Below are 17855 nucleotides of genomic sequence, written 5' to 3' on the forward strand. Positions count from 1 at the left end.
TCAGCGCTCCCGCTGGTTGAGCTGCTGCTGGCGGTCGCGCAGCCGCTCGATCTCGTCCTTGGCCGAGATCGTGTCGACCGTCGCGGTCACTGACAGGCCGGGGACGAGCAGGCGCCGCACCTCGGGGGAGGCCTCGAGCTCGATCCGCACCGGCACGCGTTGCGTGATCTTGGTGAAATTGCCCGTCGCGTTCTGCGGCGGCAGCAACGAGAATTGCGCGCCCGTGCCCGGCGAGAAGCTGGCGACGCGGCCCTTGAGCGTGATACCGTCCAGCGCGTCGACCTTGATCTCGACCGGCTGGTCCGGTCGCATCAGCGCCAGCTGCGTCTCCTTGAAATTCGCCGTGACGTAGAGCTTGTCGAGCGGCACCAGTGACATCAGCCGCGTGCCGGTCTGCGCGTATTGGCCGACCTCCACCGTCTTGTCGCCGATGCGGCCGTTGATCGCGGCGCGGATCAGCGTCGCGCCGACGTTGACGTTAGCCGAGGCGAGCTGCGCGCGCGCGGCCTGCGCCTGCGCCAGACCCTGGCGGATCTGCGTCTCGTACGAGGCGACGCGGCGGCGCTGCATCTCGACCGCCGCTGCCTGGGCGCGCGCCTGGTCGGCCGACTGGCGCGCCGCGAGCTCGAGCGAGGCGAGCTGCTCGCGGCTCTCTGCCCCGGAGGCGGCGAGCGGGCGGTAGCGCCTAACCTCGGCGGCGTCGTGCGCGGCGCGCGCCTGCGCGGCGGTGAGCTGGGCCTGCGCCTGATCGATCGCGGCATATTGTTCCTCGACCTGCGCGCGCGCACTATCGGCCTGGGCCTGGGCGACCGCAATCTGCGCGTTCGCCTGCGCGGCCTGGGCACGGGAGTCGCGCGGGTCGATGCGGACCAGCGGCTGGCCGGCGCGGACGTCCTGATTGTCCTGCACGAACACCTCGGCGACATAGCCGGCGACGCGCGGCGCCACGACCACGATGTCGGCGCGCACCAGGGCGTCGTTGGTGTCCTGCAGATATTTCCCGTGGCTCTCGTAGCGCAGGTACCAGATGGCAATTCCCGCCAGCGCCCCCAGCGCGAGCGCGATGAGGATCGTCTTGGCACGACCGCTCAGCCTGCGCTTGGCGGGCGCCTGCTGGTTCTCGTCCTTGTTGTCGGCTTCCCCTCCAGGCGTGTCGTTCTGGTGCGCAGCCTGTTCCGCCATGTCGTCTCGTCCAGCAGCAGCAGACCGCCCGCGGAGAGCTTCCACGGACGGTCGGCGAGTCGTTGTAAGCGGACAATATGTCCGGTTACCGGTAATGGCAAGTGGATGCCGTCGCGGACCTAACGTCGCGGCGGGAGAAAGGTGGCGCGACGCCTAAGCTCCTCTCCGCTCACGGGGAGGGGGACCGCCGGCCACCGGCCGGTGGTGGAGGGGCTTCTCCTCGTGGGGCAGCGCTCGTGATGGACCTCCTCTACCATGCTGCGCATGGTCCCCTGCCCGTGCCGAAGAGGATCTGAGAAGTCCTCGCGAACTTCAAGGCGTCATCCGGATCGGGGCGATGCGGCCGTCGGGCAGATAGCGGATCGTCTCGATCGCGACCTGGCGCTCGCCGCGATAGGGACCGTCGCCGCTGACATGCTCCCAGCGATGGTAGGCGATCTTCCAGCGCCCATCCGCCGGATCGCGGAAGAAGCTGTGGTGACCGGGCCCTTTGTAGCGTGAATCGCTGGCGAGCAGCCGACCGCGATACGTCCATGGTCCGGCCACGCTCGGCGCCGTCTCATAGTGGATCGAATAGTCGCCATGATCGTAGCGGCCGTGGCTGTACGACAGATAATAGGTGCCGCCTCGCTCGTGCAGATAGGCGCCCTCGGTGAAGCCGGGCGGTTGCGTCACGGGCAGCTCGCGCGCGATCGAGACGCGGTCGGGCGCAAGCTCGAACATGCGCAGGTGCGCGCCTGCGCTGCCGCCCGCGAACAGATAGGTGCGGCCGTCGCGCGGGTCGGCGAACACCGCCGGATCGATCGCCTCGAAGCCCGCGCCACCGGTGAGCAGCGGCCGCCCCGAATCGACGAAGGGACCGTCGGGGCTGACCGCGGTGGCGACGCCGATGCGGCTCGGCGTCGGATCCTGCGGCCCGATCGAGTAATAGAGGTAATAGCGTCCGTTGGCCGCCAGCATGTCGGGCGCCCAAAGGAAGTGGCGCGGCGCGCCGTCGGGCGCCCAGCGGATATCGGACAAGGCGATCAGCGGCGGTCCGGCACGCCAGCGGCCGCGCTCGCGCACCCAGCCGCGCAGCGTGTCGCCTCCGCCGGTCGGCAGCAGCCGCACCGTGCCCTGCTCCACGAGCACCGCCGGGTCGGCGCCCGCGAACAGCGGGTTGTGCGTCGGCGTCGCGCAACCGGCGAGCAGCGCGGCGGCGAGCGCGAGCGACGCACGACACCTCACTGCGGCGCGCCGTCGGCCTCGCTGGTCAGCCGCTTGATCAACGCGACCTCGGCCGCGCGATAGGGCGTACCATCGGCGCGCAGCACCTCGTGGAACCACACGGTCGGCTCCTCATACGTGTACGGCTTCTTCCAGCTGTCCCACGGCATGCGGGTCTGGGTCTTGCCGTCGACGAAGCCCCAGTTGAACATCGCCACCTTGAGTTTCTTCCCGATCGGCAGCGAGCCGTCGAAGGTCGAACCGTTGCCGCGCGCCATATATTCGCTGCACAGCACGGGGCGGCCGTAGCTCGCCATCTGGCGCGCACGCTTCTCCCACTGCTCCGGCCAATTGTAGTCGTGGAAGCTCATCACGTCGGACTGCGCGACCTGGATCTTCTCGACTGCGTCGAGCGTGTCCTGCCGGTCCCAGCTCTCGCCGATCCACAGCCCGCTGGTGAGCGGCTGGGTCGGATCCACGCTGCGCGCCCAGTCGAACACCCGGCCGAGCAGCCCGGCGACCAGCTCGGTCTTGCGCGGGGTCGGCTTGTAGTTGCCGCCGCCCGAGTTGTTGGGCTCGTTCCACACGTCCCACGCGACGATGCGTTTGTCGCGCGCGAAGGTGCCGACGACATCCTTCACATAGGCCTCGAACTTGCCGTACTGGCTGGCGTCGGAGAGCCGTGCGGCCCCGGGCGCCTGCATCCAGCCGGAATTGTGCACGCCCGGGATCGGCGGGCGCTGCGGCCCGGCAACCGGGTCGGGATCCCAGCAGCTGTCGAACAGCACGAACATGACGCGGATGTGATGACGCTCGGCGATGTCGAGGAACTGACCCATACGTCGCTTGAGCCCGGCGGCGTCATTCTCCCACAGCATGTTGTGGAGATAGACGCGCATGACGTTCATCCCCATCGCCTGCGCCCAGCCGAGCTCCTGGTCGATCTGCTGCGGGTTGAACGTGTCGGCTTGCCACATCTCGAACTGATTGATGGCGGAGCGGTTGGTGTAATTGGCGCCGACCAGCCATGGCTGATCGCCGTACCAGCGGTTCGCCTCGTCCTTCGACCACATTGCGCGCGCGTCGGCGGCCAGCGCTCCCGCCAACCCGGTCAGGGCGCCGACGGCTACGGTGCCGGCGAACAGCAGGTGGCGGATCATCTCGTCTCCTCTCGTATTTTGTCACGCAGGAATAAGGCGTTGCATGGTCAATCCGCAATCTAGCCGTGCGCCAACACGGAGAAAAGCGGTGTAATCATATGAAAGCCTTACGGGGGGACGGATGGGTGTCCTGGGTCGCGCCATCACCTGCATGATTAATCTTCTCGATACCGATCAGGTCGGCTAGTGTCGCCCGTTGGGCCGATCGGTGCCCGCGTCAGCTACGGGGCTCCGCCAGTGCAGCATGAACTCGGTCGCAACCTGACCTACGGCCTGCAGGAGGTGCTCGGGCGCGCGATCGTGGTCGGCGACTATACCGATCGACCTTTCCCCAATGAGGCCGAGATCGTCAAGGCGCACGGCGTCAGCCGCTCGGTCACGCGGGAAGCGGTCAAGATGCTGGCGGCGAAGGGACTGCTCGGCGCACGCCCGAAACAGGGCACGTTCGTCCGCCCGCAGGACGCGTGGAACCTGTTCGATCCCGACGTGCTGCGCTGGCTGCTCGAGCGCAAGCTTTCGATCGAGCTGCTGCGCCAGTTCAACGAGCTGCGCATCGCGATGGAGCCCGAGGGCGCGGCGCTGGCGGCACAGCGCGCCACGGCTGAGCAGCAGGCGGCGATCAGCGCCGGGCTGGAGCGGATGCGCGCCGCCGAGCGTGGGGAGGACGACACGCTCGACGCCGACCTCGCTTTCCACGTCGCGGTGCTGCGCGCCTCGAACAACCCGTTCTTCACGCGGCTGCGCGACATCGTCGAGACGGCGCTGCGCACCTCGATCCGCTTCACCAACCGGATCTCGGGCCGGTCGGCGAGCATCGCCGAACATACTGCGGTGCGCGACGCGATCCTGGCGCGCGACGCCGAGGCGGCGCGTGCGGCGATGCGCGTCCTCATCGTGAACGTGCTCACGCTGATCGACCAGGTCGAGGCCAAGGAGCGCGAGGTCGCCGCGGCGCGCTGAGTGGTGTGGCTCAGCAGCGCGCGAGCCGCGCCAGGTCGTCCAGCGTGTTGACGTTGGCCAGCGTGACGCCGGGGCACACCGCGATCACACCGACCCCCGCCGCCCAGCGTCGGATCGAGCGCTCGCCGCCGGCGGCGAGATGCAGTGCGAGCGGCTCGGCTAGCGTCACTGGCCAATAGCCAACGGTGGGCGCTTCCGCGGCATGCGCAGCCGCGCTGGCGCGGAGCGCGGTGATGAGCGACTCGGGCAGCGCGGGCGTGTCGCAGGCGGTGGTCAGTACCGCATCGAAGCCGTTCGTCGCGGCGTGCGCCAGCGCACCCGCGATGCCGCCGAGCGGGCCTAGGCCGGGGTGCGGCCGATCAGGCACGACGGGCACGGGTGCCGATACGCGCCCAACCACCACCAGCGCGGCGACGTACGGCGCCAGGCTCGCCAGCGCGTGGTCGAGCAGCGCGGTGCCGTCGAGCGATGCGAGCGCTTTGTCACTGCCGAACCGCCGCGCTTGGCCGCCGGCGAGGACGGCACCGAGGATCTTGATCATGCCGCGCTTGTCGCGCCCCATAGCCGCGAAGGAAAGCGTGTTCGATTCGTCAACCACGGGAGAGTTCCCGCGCGCCGTCGACGAGTAACAGGCTGAATCGGGCGTAGTTCTCGTGAAGTCGAGCGCCGGCGGCTGGCCCGTTCTGGTGAGAAGGGCGCGGGACGGATTGGCTTATCGCGGGACCGGTTGTTAGGCGCGTCGCGGGATCAACGGCGGGATGGCGTCTTTTGTCGCAGAACGGCTCGTGGCGGGCGATCGCGGCATGGTCGCGACAGACTTTCGTCGACCGCGAGTTGTTCCTTCGCTCCGACGGGCGCGTCCGCTTCATCCGGATCACGCGGCGGACGCAGCTGCGGGCCGTGGCCGCGGGCGCGCTGGTGCTGCTGATCTGGGGCGGTGGAACGCTCACCGCGCTAGTGTGGAGCCTGCGGGGACCCGCGCCTACCCCCGATCGCGCCGAGCCGCGCGTCGCGGTAGTGACGCCACCACCGCCTGTCGTGCGCCCGTCGAGTGCCGCTTCGTCTCGCGCCACGCCGCGTGACACGGCAGCAATCGCCGAGCTGCTCCGGCGCCAGCGATTGATCGAGCAGCTCGTCGCCTCCAAGCTAGGGCAGCCGGTAGTCCATCACGGGTTGGAGCCGCCGGTACGCGAGGGCGATAATGTGCTGAGTGCGCTCGACGCGGCGCAGCAGGCGCTCGCGTACGGGCTTGGCAAGGCGTTCGACGCCGATCGCGAGCGGCGGGCCGCAGCGCTGCACCGGCTCGGGCTCGACGCGGAGCGCCTTGCCGCGAGAGGACGGCGCGCGGAGGGAGGGCCGCTGATCCCCTGGCCCGACGACGGCACCGCCGCGCCCGCCGCGCTGGAGACGCTCGCGAACGCGGTGGTGCACTGGGCCGCGGTCGGACAGGGGGCCGCGGCCGTGCCCTCCGGTCGCCCAACGCACGACTCGAGCCAGACCAGCAGCTTCGGGGTGCGCGCCGATCCCTTTTCCGGCCGCGCGACCTTCCATGCCGGGCTCGACTTTCGCGGCCGCTACGGCGAGCCGATCTACGCCGCGGCGGCGGGGCGGGTCAGCTTCGTCGGCGAGCGCGCGGGCTATGGCCGGCTCGTTGAAATCGATCACGGCAACGGCATCGCATCGCGCTACGGCCATCTCTCCGGCGCCGACGTCACCCTGGGCGAGCAGGTGGCGCGCGGACAGCGCATCGCGCGCATGGGCTCGACAGGCCGATCCACCGGCACCCACGTCCATTTCGAGGTGCGCCTCCACGGTACCGCGGTGAATCCGCAGCCGTTCCTCGCCTTCGGCGACACAAAAGGAAGATGATCATGTCGATGTTTGGAAGCCGGCACGCGCCGCCTCCTCCGCCGCCACCCACGCGCGCCGCCGCGCTGGTGCCGCCCGCGCCCGCGACCGGCGCCAAGCATACGCCGTTCTCGCTGATCGGCGGCGACGTCGTCGTTACGGGCAATGTCGCGGCGACGGTGGACATCCATATCGATGGCCGGATCGACGGCGATCTGGAATGCGCCGCGCTGGTCCAGGGCGCGGAGAGCGTGATCCGCGGCAATATCGTCGCCAAGGCCGCGCGAATTGCCGGTCAGGTCGAGGGCAGCATCAACGCCGACAATCTCGTGATCGAGCGCAGCGCGCGCATCTTCGGCGACTGTCGCTACGGCACGTTGGCGGTCGAGAACGGCGCGCAGGTCGAGGGACGTTTCTCGGCGCAGAGCACGATCGTGGTGCCGCCCGAGCTCACCGCGCCGGAACAGGATTACGTCGATGAGATCGAGGAGGAAGAACGCTACCTCGACTGAGCGAGCATGTACGATCATGCCGGGCGAGGGCGGGGCAATCGCATATGACGCTCTGACATACCGAACGGGTCACGCCGCGCCGTCATCCCGGACTTGATCCGGGATTCATGGTGCCGCAAAACAACGACCTGGGCGTACGCGGCACGATCGATCCCGGATCTAGCCCGGGATACGAGGTAGCGTCGCAGAGCTTTCCATAGGCGGGTAACTTTTGGCGTTTGGGGTGGAGCCGGACGACGGGCGCCACTGTCGGCCCATTTCACCGCCGTGGCGTTGCACGCGGCTAGGCGCCGAAGACGCGCGCGAAGATCGTGTCGACGTGCTTGAGGTGGTAGCCCAGGTCGAACTTGTCGTCGATCTCGGCCGCGGAGAGCGCCGCGGTCACCTCGGGATCGCCCTTGAGCAACTCCTGGAGCGACAGCGCGCCGTCCGACTCCCACACCCTCATCGCGTTGCGCTGCACCAGCCGATAGGCGTCCTCGCGGCTCACCCCCGCCTGGGTCAGCGCGAGCAGCACGCGCTGCGAGTGGACCAGCCCGCCCATCCGGTCGAGGTTCTTCTGCATGCGCTCCGGGTAGACGAGCAGCTTGTCGACCACCGCGGTCAGCCGCGCCAACGCGAAGTCGAGCGTGATCGTCGCGTCCGGCCCGATGTAGCGCTCCACCGACGAGTGCGAGATATCGCGCTCGTGCCACAGCGCCACATTCTCCAGCGCGGGCGTGACGTAGCCGCGCACCATGCGCGCCAAGCCGGTCAGGTTCTCGGTGAGCACCGGGTTGCGCTTGTGCGGCATCGCCGACGAACCCTTCTGTCCGGGCGAGAAATATTCCTCCGCCTCGAGCACCTCGGTGCGCTGTAGGTGGCGTACTTCGGTGGCGACGCGCTCGATCGAGCCGGCGATCACGCCCAGCGTCGCGAAGAACATGGCGTGGCGGTCGCGCGGGATCACCTGGGTCGACACCGGCTCGACCGCGAGGCCGAGCGCGGCGGCGACATGCTCTTCCACGCGCGGGTCGATGTTGGCGAAGGTGCCGACCGCGCCCGAGATCGCGCAGGTCGCGATGTCCGCGCGCGCCGCGATCAGCCGGGTCTTGCAGCGGTCGAACTCGGCATAGGCCTGCGCCAGCTTGAGCCCGAAGGTGACCGGCTCGGCGTGGATGCCGTGGCTGCGCCCGATCGTCGGCGTCAGCTTGTGCTCTCGCGCGCGCCGTTCGATCACCGCCAGCAGCCGGTCCAGGTCGGCGAGCAGCAGGTCGGCGGCGCGGGCGAGCTGCACCGCCAGCGTGGTGTCGAGCACGTCGGACGAAGTCATGCCCTGGTGCATGAAGCGTGCTTCGTCGCCCACCTGCTCCGCCACCCAGGTCAGGAAGGCGATGACGTCGTGCTTGGTCACCGCCTCGATCGCGTCGATCGCGGCGACGTCGATCGCGGGCTTGGTCGCCCACCACGCCCAGAGCGCGTCGGCGGCGCTCTGCGGCACGACGCCGAGCTCGGCGAGCTTCTCGGTGGCATGCGCCTCGATCTCGAACCAGATCGCGTAGCGCGCCTCGGGTGTCCAGATCGCGGTCATCTCGGGGCGGGAATAGCGGGGGATCATGCGCGCGGTCCTGGAGCGAGGCGGGAGGTTGCGCGGGCGGGTAGCAGCGCGCGGCGCCAGGGGCAAATGGCGCGGCGGTCGCTCAGATCAGCCCCTTCGCGCGCAGGCTCAGCTGCCCCGATCCCCCGACGATGACATGGTCGTGGACCGAGATACCGAGCGGCCGGGCCGCGGCGACGATCGCGCGCGTGATGTCGATGTCGGCGCGGCTCGGCGACGGATCGCCCGACGGATGGTTGTGGACGAGGATCAGCGCCGCCGCGCCAGTGTCGAGCGCGCGCTTGATCACCTCGCGCACGTGCACCGCGGCCTGGTCGATCGTGCCCTGCGCCATCACCTCGTCGCGGATGATCATGTTGCGCGTGTTGAGGTGCAGCACACGGAACCGTTCGATGCTGTCGTGCGCCATATCGGCATGAAGATAGTCCGCCAGCGCCTGCCAGTTCGACAGGATCGGCGCGGCGGTGGCGCGCTCACGCAGCAGTCGGATCGCGGTCGCACGCGCGATGCGCAGCGCGGCGACGCTCACCTCGCCGAGCCCTTCCACACGCATCAGCGCCGTGGCGTCCGCTTCCATCAGCGCGTTGAGGCTGCCGAACCGACGCAGCAGATCCTTGGCGATCGGCTTGGTATCGACACGTCGGAGCGAGATGCCGAGCAGATATTCGATCAGTTCATAATCGTGCAGCCCTTCCGGATCGAGGAGCAGCCGCTCGCGCAGCCGCCCGCGGTGGCCCAGAACGTCGCTCGCGGTCTCTTCGTCGACCATCGCGGGGCGCCTAGGCGAGCGCGCGATCGTGCGCAATTGCGCGCGGCGGTCGCGGCGGCCTATGCTGGCGATCGAATGGCGCGCGACGGAGATCCGAGGTGACCAGCGCGCGTCGTCGCGCCCTGATCGCGGTCTCCGGGCTGGCGCTCGCCGGGGGCGCGACCCTGTGGCTGTCGCGCGTGCCGATCGCGACTCACGTGATCGACCGCGAGCTGGCGCGGCGCGGAGTCGCCGGCCGCTACGCCATCGAGGACCTGGGTTTCGGCCGCCAGCGGCTGACCGGCGTGGTGATCGGCAATCCGCGCGCGCCCGATCTCGTCGCCGACTGGGTCGAGACCGAGACCGACATCGGTCTCGCCGGCGCGAAGCTGGTCGGTGTGCGCGCGGGGCACGTCCGCCTGTCGGCGCGACTGGCCGATGGTAAGCTGTCGCTCGGCGCGATCGACCGGCTGCTGCCGGCGGGCACGGGCGGCGGCTTCGCGCTGCCCGCGATCGACCTCGCCGTCGCCGATGCACGAGTCGCGCTGGCGACGTCGCTAGGCGACGTGGCACTGCGGTTGAGCGGGCGCGGACGGCTCGATGACGGGTTCAGCGGCCGCCTGCTTGCCGCCGCACCGCGTCTCGACAGGGGCGGTTGCGCGCTGCGCGCGCTCGACGCGCGCGTGGCGGTGCGCGTTGTCGAGAAAGCGCCGCGGCTCGTCGGGCCGGTCAGCGCCGCGGCGCTAGACTGTGCGGGCGCGCAGCTGATTGCGCCGGCGGTCACGCTCGACGCCGCGCTGTCGCCCGGGCTTGACCGCTGGCGCGGCAGCGCGCGGTTGAGCGCAGCGGGGGTGACGGCGCCGGCGGGCCGGCTCAACGGGCTGGGTGGGACGATCACCTTTGCCGGCGACGCGCGGCGCAGCAGCGGCACGCTGGCCCTCATGGCGGCGCGGCTGCACGCGGCGGCGGCGAGCGGCGGCGCGACCCGCTTCTCTGGCACGTGGCGACTCGCCGAGCGTGGCGCGACGGTCGCCGGCCGGCTCGACGCCGAGGCGGTGGCGCTCGCGCCGGGCGAGCGGGCGCGGCTGCGGGCCGTGCGCGACGCGGCGGTCAGCACGCCGCTGGCGCCGCTCGGCGTCGCGCTCGCGCACGACCTCGACGCCGCGGCGCGACGGATGCGCGTGAACGCCGATCTGGCGCTGGCGAGCGGCGCGACGACGCTCCTGGCGGTCGACCGCGCGGAGATCGTCGCGGCGACCGGCGCACGCGCGTCGTTCGACGGCGGCGAGATCGTGTTCGGTCATCCCGCGGGGCCGCGATTCGGCGGCGGACTGACGCTCGGCGGTGGTGGGTTGCCCGCGATTGAGGCGCGGCTGACGCAGGCCGCAGCGGGCGCGGCGGTCGGCGGGACCGCGACGATCGCGCGCTACGCCCGGAACGGCGCCGTGCTGGACCTCACCCCGCTTACCTTCTCGCCCACGCGTGACGGCGTCCGGCTGCGCACCAGCGCGACGGTGTCGGGGCCGTTTCCCGGCGGACGCGTCGATCGACTCAGCCTGCCACTCGACGCGCGGCTCGGCCGTCACGGTGCGCTGACCCTCGCGCCCGGCTGTGTTCCGCTGCGCGTCGACCACTTCGCCGTGTCGAGCCTGACCCTCGACCGCAGCGCGCTGACGCTCTGCCCGATCGACGGCGCGCTGGTCCGAGTGGCGGACGGGCAAGTGAGCGGCGGGATGCGAATCGACGCGCTGGCGCTGCGCGGCGCGCTGGGCGGCACGCCGCTGCGGCTCACTGCGTCGGACGCGCGGCTGCACCTCGCCGAGCGCGTTTTCGCGCTGAGCGACGTCGCCGCGCTGATCGGCCCGCTGGACCGCCTGACCCGTATCGACGCCATGCGGCTCGAAGGTACGGTGGGTGGTGCCGGCGTGAAGGGGCGTTTCACCGGGGCGGGCGGCGCGATCGCCAACGTGCCGCTGGTGATGAGCGCCGCCTCTGGGCAATGGCGCTTCGCCGGCGGCGCACTCGCGCTCGATGGCGCGCTCACCGTCGCCGACCAGGCGACACCGGCACGTTTCGAGCCGCTCGCCGCGCGTGACGTGACGCTCACCCTGCGCGACGGCGCCATCGCCGCGGCGGGCACGCTCCACGAGCCGAGCACGGGCACCAGGGTCGCCGACGTGACGATCGCGCACCGGCTCGCCGCCGGCACCGGCCGCGCGCATCTCGCGGTTTCGGGAATCACGTTCGGCGATAAGCTCCAGCCCGAGAAGCTGACGCGGCTCACGTTCGGGGTGATCGCCGACGTGCGCGGCACCGTCAGCGGCACGGGCGACATCGCCTGGAGCCCGGACGGCGTGACCAGCACCGGCAGCTTCACCACGCCCGGCACCGATCTCGCCGCTGCCTTCGGCCCGGTCGAGGGCGTGACGGGAACGATCCGCTTCACCGACCTGCTCGCACTGGAGAGCGCGCCCGACCAGGTCGCGACGGTGCGCTCGATCAATCCGGGCGTGCCGGTAACCGACGGCAGGATCGTCTACCAGACGCTGCCGAACACGCGCGTCCGCGTCGCCGAGGGACGCTGGCCATTCGCGGGCGGAACGCTGACGCTGGAGCCGACTCTGCTCGATTTCGGCACCGATCAATCGCGCCGGCTGACCTTCCGAGTCGACCAGATGGACGCGGGCAAGTTCCTGCAGCAGTTCGACTTCAAGAATCTGAGCGCGACCGGCTCGTTCGACGGCGTGCTGCCGATGCTGTTCGACGCGAGCGGTGGCCGGATTGAGGACGGGCGGCTGGTCGCGCGCGCGGGCGGGGGCAGCATCGCCTATCTCGGCGAATTGACCGAGAAGGACCTCGGTTTCTGGGGCAATCTCGCCTTTCAATCGCTGCGCTCGCTGACCTATCGCGACCTGGCGGTGGAGATGAACGGGCCGCTCGCGGGCGAGATGGTCACGGGCGTGCGCTTCGCCGGGATCCGGCAGGGGCAGGGGGCGAAGAGCAACTTCCTGCTGCGCCGGCTGACCCGGCTGCCCATCCGTTTCAACATCACCATTCGCGCGCCGTTCCGCGGGCTCATCGACTCCGCGGCGAGCTTCTACGATCCGCAGCGCTTGGTGAAGCGCAACCTCCAGGCGCTGATCGAGGAGCAGAACCGCCGCGACGGCGCCGTTCAGCCTTCCGCAAGCGCCCCCGTGGCAAAACCTAAGAAGGATTGACGAACCCGATGCGCCTCCCGATCTTGACCGCGATGACGACGGCGACGCTGGTTGCGGCCACCGCGGGGTGCGTGAACATCTCCGCCCCCGACAAGCCGATCCAGATCAACCTCAACATCAACGTGACGCAGGAAGTGGTGTATCGCCTCGACAATGAGGCGAAGACATTGATCCAGCAGAACCCGGGGATTTTCTGAAGGTGATGACGATGAAGGCCTTATTGACGCTCGCCGGTGCGGTGATGCTCGCCGGCCTCTCCACCGCCGCGCTGGCGCAGCGCGATCCGGCTTATGCCGCGGCGCGCGCGGCGGGCCAGGTCGGCGAGCAGCCCGACGGCTATCTCGGCGTGGTCGGCGGCGGCAGCGCCGAGCTGCGCGCGCTGGTGAGCAACATCAACATCCAGCGCAAGGCAGCGTACACGCAGAAGGCGCAGGCCAGCGGCGCGACGGTGGAGCAGCTCGCCTTCACCAGCGGCTGCAACCTGATCGCGCAGACCCAGCCGGGCGAGAAGTACAAGGCGCCGGACGGCAGTTGGCAGACGCGCGGCGCTGGCGCACCGCAGCGCGACTCGCGCTGCGTGTGAGGGTGGTGGCCGGCTAAAGCTCGTCGGTCGCCGCTTCGCGCGGCGGGGATGCGCCGATGCCGTAGCGTTCGGGCCAGTCCCGCGCGGGCAGGTGCAAGGTGCCGAACAGCCGGTCGATCGCGGGCAGGGTAGAGGCGAAGTTGCGGTTGAGCGGCGTGTCGGCAACGTGATGCCAGTGATGGAACGCGGGGGTGGCGACGAGCTGCTCCAGCCAGCCGAAGCGCCAGCGGACGTTGGCGTGGAGAAAGAAGCCCCACCATGTCGAGAGCGCGACAACGGCGGCGGCAATGGCGCCACCGCGATCCCACTTCGCACTCGCCAGGCCGAGCAGATGGATTGGCACCAGCCCGCACAGGCGCGTGAAGATCATGTCGATCGGATGGGTGCGGCTGTTAACCAGCCAGTCCAGTCGTTCGGGTTGATGGTGAAGCCCGTGATAGTGCCACAGCCATGGCCACTCATGCGACCAGCGGTGTCCCCAATAGAAGCCGACTTCGGCGATGAGGAAGGCGGACGTTATCCGCGTCCAGAAGGATAGGCCGCTCACCGCGGCGAGGTAGCCGGGCGGCAGATATCGGCTCGCGAGCGTCGTTAGCGCGGCCAGCGGGGCGGCCAGGATCAGCGCCGGCACGAAGCCACCAGCGAAGTACAATGCCAGGTCGAGGAGCAGTTGCGGGCGCGGTCCGGTGTGCCGCTGGATCGGGCCTTGGCGCTCCAGCGGCACGAAAATGGCAGCGAGCACCGCCAGCCAGACGCACAGATGCATCGCTTGCTCGGTGATCACGGTGCTCACCACGCCGACGTCAGACGAGCGCGGCGGCGCGTCGATTGCGCCGGCGAGCGCGCATCGCCCCGCCGACCGCTGCGAGGCCGCCAACCATCATCGCCCAAGTCGAGGGCTCCGGCACGGCGGACAAGGAGACGCCGTCCAGCAGCGACATGGGCGGCGCGCCGGACGGGGTGCCGTCTGCGAGGAAGGCGAGGACCTGCGAGGTGGAGGTCGCAGTGAACCTCATTTTCTGCAGCTGCCACGCTCCGACGCCGGTGAAAGGCAGGTTGTACGAGTCCGACTGCCTCGTCTCATCACCGAACGATACCTGCCATCTCTCGGTCGTATCGGCCGCATACGGGCGACCTGCCCACTGACCAGCGGCTTGGAAGAAGTTAAGTTCGTAGACGGCTCCGATCGTCAGGCCCGCGATCGTCTGCCAGATGGCGTCGCGATATGGTCCGTCTCCGTCGGCGATGACGAATTTACCGCCGTCCGGACTAGTTCTCGGGAAGGGTCCGTATAAGGACATCTCTCCTTCACCGTCGTCGGCTGTTCCAGGGGCGGCGATATACGTCAGATTGCCGCCCCCGCTCCAGCCATCAACATTTCCTTCAAACCGCCCCTTCCCCTCGATGTTGGTGTTTTCGAAGGACCCGTTCTTGACGAGGTTACTGGCTTGGGCGGTGTCTACGCCCGTGATCGAGAGTAGTGCTGAGAGTGCGAGAGCTGTTCGCATGACGATCCTCCTGATTGGCAGGCTCATCGTAGTGCCAGCAGTAAGTGGAGGAGGCGGTGCGATGGGAGTTCATTCCGTTGTGGACGAACCTACTCGCGCATAATGCGATGTGGCGCTGCTTTGACCTGACAATCCACTTTGTGACAAAATGATCGCATTCGGATCGAAGATGGCCGATGAGTGTCGCGCTGGCCGGTCGCCTGCCGCAAGATGGGGGGCGCCCGCCGCAGCGCCGCTCGGGGCAACCTCCGTTAACCCGGCGTCCACACAGGTTGACACCCCCGGACCCCCCGGCTAACCGGACGGCGCCTTGGCGGGGCTGCTCGCCGCTCGCGCGCATTCTCTCCTGGTCAACGAACTTCAGGGCGAGGGTGGCGGCGTGGCGGAGAACGGCCCCGGACAGGATTTCCACGACGCGGCGGACCCGCGCCTGACTTCGCTCGACGATCGGTTGAGGCAGGCGCGCCGGGACGAGGCGGTTCGCACGGGGGCTGTGCGCGACGGGGGTGATGCGGGCTATGCGCTCGGCAACCGCGTGCTCGCCGCCCTCATCGGAAGTCTCGTCGGCTCGGCGCTGATCGGCTGGCTCCTCGACCGCTGGTTCGGCACGACGCCCTGGGTACTGATTGTGATGCTGTTCCTCGGGATCGGCGTGGCGTTCAGGCAGACCATTCGGTTGACGACCAAGCGTCCGGACGATCCGGGCGCTTGATCTATGTTATAGGCGCAGGGACCAGCACGTGGCGGCAGAAGGCGGCAAGATCGATCCGATGCACCAGTTCCTGATCGAGCCCGTGCTCGGTCAGCGCTGGATCGTGGGCGGCTATGACGTGTCGTTCACCAACTCCGCGCTGTGGATGGTGATCACGCTGGTCGTGCTGTGGCTGTTCATGCTGGGGGGCATGAAGCGCGAGCTCGTCCCCGGCCGCTGGCAGGCCGCGGTGGAGGGCTTCACCGGCTTTGTCCAGAACATGCTGACGTCGAACGTCGGCCCCGAGGGCAAGCGCTTTGTGCCCTACGTCTTCTCGCTGTTCATGTTCATCCTTTTCGCCAATATCCTCGGCCTGATGCCCGTCGGCATCGTGCCGGGCTGGCACCCGTTCACCGTCACCAGCCACCTGACCGTCACCGGCGTGCTGGCGATCATCAGCTTCTCGATCGTGCTGATCGTCGGCTTCGGCCGCCACGGCTTCCACTTCTTCAGCCTGTTCGTACCGCACGGCACGCCCGCGCTGATGGTGCCGCTGATCTTCGTGGTCGAGCTGATGAGCTTCCTGGTGCGCCCCTTCTCGCTGGGCCTGCGACTGTTCGTCGCGATGACCGCGGGGCACATCCTGCTCAAGGTGCTCGCCGCGTTCGTGATCAACGGCATCAACCTCGGGCCGGGCTATGCGGTGCTGATCACCGTGCCGAGCTTCGTGCTGATGCTGGGGATCACGCTGCTGGAGCTGCTGGTCGCGGCGATCCAGGCCTATGTGTTCGCGCTGCTGACGAGCGTCTATCTCAACGATGCCGTCAACCTGCATTGAGTTTTCACACCAACCTTTTGTTTCTGAACGGGAGTTACTGACATGGACGCAAATGCCGCCAAGCTGCTCGGCGCCGGTCTCGCCGCGATCGGCATGGGCATTGCCGCGCTGGGCGTGGGCAATGTGTTCGCCGCCTTCCTCGAGGGCGCGCTGCGCAACCCGGGTGCCGCCGACGGCCAGCAGGGCCGACTCTTCATCGGCTTCGCGGGCGCCGAGCTGCTCGGCCTGCTCGCCTTCGTGACGATGATCATCCTGGTGTTCGTCGCGTAACCTGACGCCGACGGATCAGCCCCGCCCGACCACCGGGCGGGGCCGCAAGGATAGCGGATCACCATGCCTCAAATCAGTCAGATCGCCGCCACCTACGCCTCGCAGATCTTCTGGCTGCTCATCACCTTCGGTCTCCTGTATTTCGGGATCGGCAAGCTGATGGTGCCCAGGGTGCAGGGCGTGATGGACCTGCGTGAATCGAAGATCGCGCAGGACCTCGCGAGCGCGGAGAGCGCGCGCATCGCGGCCGACACGACCGAGGCGGCGTGGAACGCCGACATGGACGCCGCACGCGCCGCTGCGCAGGCCGAGGTGGCCGCCGCCAAGGCGCGTGCCACGGCCGCGGCCGAAGCACAGCTCCGCAGCGCCGACGCCGATCTCGCCGAGCGGGTCGCGCACCACGACGTCGCGGTGGCGAACGCCAAGGCGGCGGCGATGGTCAACGTCCAGACGATCGCGACCGAGGCGGCGCAGGAGCTGGTGCAGCGCCTCGCCGGCGTTACCGTCCCCACCGAGGCCGCCAACGAGGCGGTGCGCAGGCAGCTGAACCATGGCTAACGCTCCCGCCCGACCGACCCAGGGTCCCACCTCCGAGGGGCTGGAGCCGCACGATCTCGCCAACGGCAGCGGCTATGCCGCGTCGACCGAGCATGGCGGCGCGGGCGACCACGTGGCGCCGACAGCGCTTGGCTTCAACGACACCGGCTGGGTCGCTATCGCCGCCTTGGTGGTGCTGATCGGCATGGTGATCGTCCGCGTGCCAAAGACGATCGCGGCGATGCTCGACAAGCGCATCGGCGAGATCCGCCACCAGCTCGACGAAGCCGCCGCGCTGCGCCGCGAGGCCGAGGCGCTGCGCGACGAATATGCCGCACGCGCGCGCTCGGCCGAGGCCGACGCCGCCAAGATGCGCGAGAACGCGCACCATGAGGCGGCCGAGATCGTCGCCAAGGCCAAGGCCGACACCGAGCAGCTGATGGATCGCCGCGCGCGCATGGCCGAGGACAAGATCGCCGCCGCCGAGCGCGCTGCCATCGCCGAGGTGCGCGCTCGCACCGCCGAGGCCGCTTCCGCTGCCGCGGCGGCGCTGATCGCCGAGCGCCACGACGCGGAGAGCGACAAGGCGCTGGTGGATCGCGCGATCGCTGGGGTCGGCCGGCTCAACTGAGCGGGGCGGGGGGGGGGCGTGTCGGTAGTGCCGCCGCCCCCCGCGTGCTCCTGCGGACGCGGGAGCTTGAAGCCACGCAGAACATCGTCGCTATACTGTGCACCGGCGTTCGCCGGAGCACGGCGGCTATAGTGCTGGCCGAGCGCGTGTTAGTGACCGTGTCCCGCAGGGGACGCTTCGTCCGTCGCCCTGCTGGCGGCATCCTAAATCCGTCTCAGATTCCACTGTCCCGCGAGCGCCGCGGCAGCTGGGAGGGCCGCCGCACCGTGGATCCTGAAACGAGTTCAGGATGACGGAAGATAGATGGTGCGAGCACGCACTTCAGTGCATCACCGCGCCTCGCTCTGCCATGACCATCCACCCGCC

19 protein-coding genes are annotated in these 17855 nt (G+C 69.4%); 11 read left to right on the forward strand and 8 right to left on the reverse strand.

From position 1 onward, the window contains the following. From QBJ89_RS01200 to QBJ89_RS01210, 3 genes are all read right to left on the reverse strand, one after another. Positions 1-1182 (reverse strand): HlyD family secretion protein, encoded by a 1182-nt coding sequence (locus tag QBJ89_RS01200; protein WP_277978710.1) that lies wholly within the window; start codon positions 1180-1182, stop codon positions 1-3. Positions 1183-1494: 312 nt separating this feature from the next. Next, positions 1495-2409, reverse strand: coding sequence for a family 43 glycosylhydrolase (locus tag QBJ89_RS01205; RefSeq protein ID WP_277978711.1), 915 nt, complete (start codon positions 2407-2409; stop codon positions 1495-1497). After that, entirely contained in the window at positions 2406-3548 is a 1143-nt protein-coding gene (locus QBJ89_RS01210) for an endo-1,4-beta-xylanase (RefSeq protein ID WP_277978712.1), read from the reverse strand. The genes QBJ89_RS01205 and QBJ89_RS01210 overlap by 4 nt, the downstream gene beginning before the upstream one ends. Before the next feature lie 237 nt (positions 3549-3785). On the opposite strand from QBJ89_RS01210, the gene QBJ89_RS01215 reads away from it, so the two are divergent. Then, entirely contained in the window at positions 3786-4508 is a 723-nt protein-coding gene (locus QBJ89_RS01215) for a FadR/GntR family transcriptional regulator (RefSeq protein ID WP_277978713.1), read from the forward strand. 10 nt (positions 4509-4518) lie between these two features. On the opposite strand, the gene mobA is transcribed toward QBJ89_RS01215, so the two are convergent. After that, positions 4519-5106 carry a molybdenum cofactor guanylyltransferase gene (mobA, locus tag QBJ89_RS01220; RefSeq protein ID WP_277978714.1) on the reverse strand — a complete coding sequence of 196 codons (588 nt, stop codon included), beginning with the start codon at positions 5104-5106 and terminating at the stop codon, positions 4519-4521. Between the two features lie 236 nt (positions 5107-5342). On the opposite strand from mobA, the gene QBJ89_RS01225 reads away from it, so the two are divergent. Next, positions 5343-6377 carry a M23 family metallopeptidase gene (locus tag QBJ89_RS01225; protein ID WP_277978715.1) on the forward strand — a complete coding sequence of 345 codons (1035 nt, stop codon included), beginning with the start codon at positions 5343-5345 and terminating at the stop codon, positions 6375-6377. Positions 6378-6379: 2 nt separating this feature from the next. Next, a complete protein-coding gene (locus tag QBJ89_RS01230; protein WP_277978716.1) occupies positions 6380-6868 on the forward strand; it encodes a bactofilin family protein in 489 nt (162 codons plus the stop codon). A 283-nt stretch (positions 6869-7151) separates the two neighbouring features. On the opposite strand, the gene purB is transcribed toward QBJ89_RS01230, so the two are convergent. After that, positions 7152-8465: an adenylosuccinate lyase gene (gene purB / locus QBJ89_RS01235; protein WP_277978717.1), complete on the reverse strand. Its 1314-nt coding sequence runs from the start codon at positions 8463-8465 to the stop codon at positions 7152-7154. Positions 8466-8547: 82 nt separating this feature from the next. Next, entirely contained in the window at positions 8548-9234 is a 687-nt protein-coding gene (radC, locus tag QBJ89_RS01240; protein ID WP_277978718.1) for a RadC family protein, read from the reverse strand. Between the two features lie 98 nt (positions 9235-9332). Between radC and QBJ89_RS01245 the strand changes: the two genes are divergently transcribed. The 3 genes from QBJ89_RS01245 to QBJ89_RS01255 are packed head-to-tail and all read left to right on the forward strand — an operon-like array spanning position 9333 to position 13014. After that, a complete protein-coding gene (locus tag QBJ89_RS01245) occupies positions 9333-12431 on the forward strand; it encodes a YdbH domain-containing protein (RefSeq protein WP_277978719.1) in 3099 nt (1032 codons plus the stop codon). An 8-nt stretch (positions 12432-12439) separates the two neighbouring features. After that, positions 12440-12628 carry a YnbE family lipoprotein gene (locus QBJ89_RS01250; RefSeq protein ID WP_132909268.1) on the forward strand — a complete coding sequence of 63 codons (189 nt, stop codon included), beginning with the start codon at positions 12440-12442 and terminating at the stop codon, positions 12626-12628. A 5-nt stretch (positions 12629-12633) separates the two neighbouring features. Beyond that, positions 12634-13014: a YdbL family protein gene (locus QBJ89_RS01255; RefSeq protein WP_431522489.1), complete on the forward strand. Its 381-nt coding sequence runs from the start codon at positions 12634-12636 to the stop codon at positions 13012-13014. 13 nt (positions 13015-13027) lie between these two features. Here QBJ89_RS01255 and QBJ89_RS01260 read toward each other — a convergent pair whose 3' ends face one another. Both QBJ89_RS01260 and QBJ89_RS01265 read right to left on the reverse strand, forming a co-directional pair. After that, positions 13028-13807, reverse strand: coding sequence for a sterol desaturase family protein (locus tag QBJ89_RS01260; protein ID WP_277978721.1), 780 nt, complete (start codon positions 13805-13807; stop codon positions 13028-13030). A 10-nt stretch (positions 13808-13817) separates the two neighbouring features. Then, positions 13818-14522: a PEPxxWA-CTERM sorting domain-containing protein gene (locus QBJ89_RS01265; protein ID WP_277978722.1), complete on the reverse strand. Its 705-nt coding sequence runs from the start codon at positions 14520-14522 to the stop codon at positions 13818-13820. A 379-nt stretch (positions 14523-14901) separates the two neighbouring features. On the opposite strand from QBJ89_RS01265, the gene QBJ89_RS01270 reads away from it, so the two are divergent. The 5 genes from QBJ89_RS01270 to QBJ89_RS01290 all read left to right on the forward strand — a co-directional run bounded on the left by QBJ89_RS01270 (position 14902) and on the right by QBJ89_RS01290 (position 17489). Then, positions 14902-15234: an AtpZ/AtpI family protein gene (locus QBJ89_RS01270; protein ID WP_277978861.1), complete on the forward strand. Its 333-nt coding sequence runs from the start codon at positions 14902-14904 to the stop codon at positions 15232-15234. Positions 15235-15262: 28 nt separating this feature from the next. Then, positions 15263-16051 (forward strand): F0F1 ATP synthase subunit A, encoded by a 789-nt coding sequence (locus QBJ89_RS01275; protein ID WP_132909269.1) that lies wholly within the window; start codon positions 15263-15265, stop codon positions 16049-16051. 42 nt (positions 16052-16093) lie between these two features. After that, complete coding sequence (locus QBJ89_RS01280) at positions 16094-16321, forward strand: F0F1 ATP synthase subunit C (protein ID WP_019515901.1); 228 nt, start codon at positions 16094-16096, stop codon at positions 16319-16321. A gap of 63 nt (positions 16322-16384) precedes the next feature. Further along, the gene (locus QBJ89_RS01285) at positions 16385-16879 is read left to right on the forward strand and encodes an ATPase (protein WP_277978723.1); all 495 of its coding nucleotides are present in this window, start codon (positions 16385-16387) and stop codon (positions 16877-16879) included. Then, positions 16872-17489 carry a hypothetical protein gene (locus tag QBJ89_RS01290; protein WP_277978724.1) on the forward strand — a complete coding sequence of 206 codons (618 nt, stop codon included), beginning with the start codon at positions 16872-16874 and terminating at the stop codon, positions 17487-17489. The genes QBJ89_RS01285 and QBJ89_RS01290 overlap by 8 nt, the downstream gene beginning before the upstream one ends. The last annotated feature ends 366 nt before the right edge of the window (positions 17490-17855 follow it).

The sequence above is a fragment of the Sphingomonas phyllosphaerae genome (assembly GCF_029623345.1).
GTDB classification, from domain to species: domain Bacteria; phylum Pseudomonadota; class Alphaproteobacteria; order Sphingomonadales; family Sphingomonadaceae; genus Sphingomonas; species Sphingomonas phyllosphaerae_C.

Excerpts from the sequence above, each read along its gene's own strand:
- purB (WP_277978717.1), bottom strand. The coding sequence starts at position 8,465 with ATGATCCCCCGCTATTCCCGCCCCGAGATGACCGCGATCTGGACACCC.
- QBJ89_RS01290 (WP_277978724.1), top strand. The coding sequence starts at position 16,872 with ATGGCTAACGCTCCCGCCCGACCGACCCAGGGTCCCACCTCCGAGGGG.
- QBJ89_RS01210 (WP_277978712.1), bottom strand. The coding sequence starts at position 3,548 with ATGATCCGCCACCTGCTGTTCGCCGGCACCGTAGCCGTCGGCGCCCTG.
- QBJ89_RS01230 (WP_277978716.1), top strand. The coding sequence starts at position 6,380 with ATGTCGATGTTTGGAAGCCGGCACGCGCCGCCTCCTCCGCCGCCACCC.
- QBJ89_RS01255 (WP_431522489.1), top strand. The coding sequence starts at position 12,634 with ATGACGATGAAGGCCTTATTGACGCTCGCCGGTGCGGTGATGCTCGCC.
- QBJ89_RS01250 (WP_132909268.1), top strand. The coding sequence starts at position 12,440 with ATGCGCCTCCCGATCTTGACCGCGATGACGACGGCGACGCTGGTTGCG.
- radC (WP_277978718.1), bottom strand. The coding sequence starts at position 9,234 with ATGGTCGACGAAGAGACCGCGAGCGACGTTCTGGGCCACCGCGGGCGG.
- QBJ89_RS01285 (WP_277978723.1), top strand. The coding sequence starts at position 16,385 with ATGCCTCAAATCAGTCAGATCGCCGCCACCTACGCCTCGCAGATCTTC.
- QBJ89_RS01200 (WP_277978710.1), bottom strand. The coding sequence starts at position 1,182 with ATGGCGGAACAGGCTGCGCACCAGAACGACACGCCTGGAGGGGAAGCC.
- QBJ89_RS01265 (WP_277978722.1), bottom strand. The coding sequence starts at position 14,522 with ATGCGAACAGCTCTCGCACTCTCAGCACTACTCTCGATCACGGGCGTA.
- QBJ89_RS01280 (WP_019515901.1), top strand. The coding sequence starts at position 16,094 with ATGGACGCAAATGCCGCCAAGCTGCTCGGCGCCGGTCTCGCCGCGATC.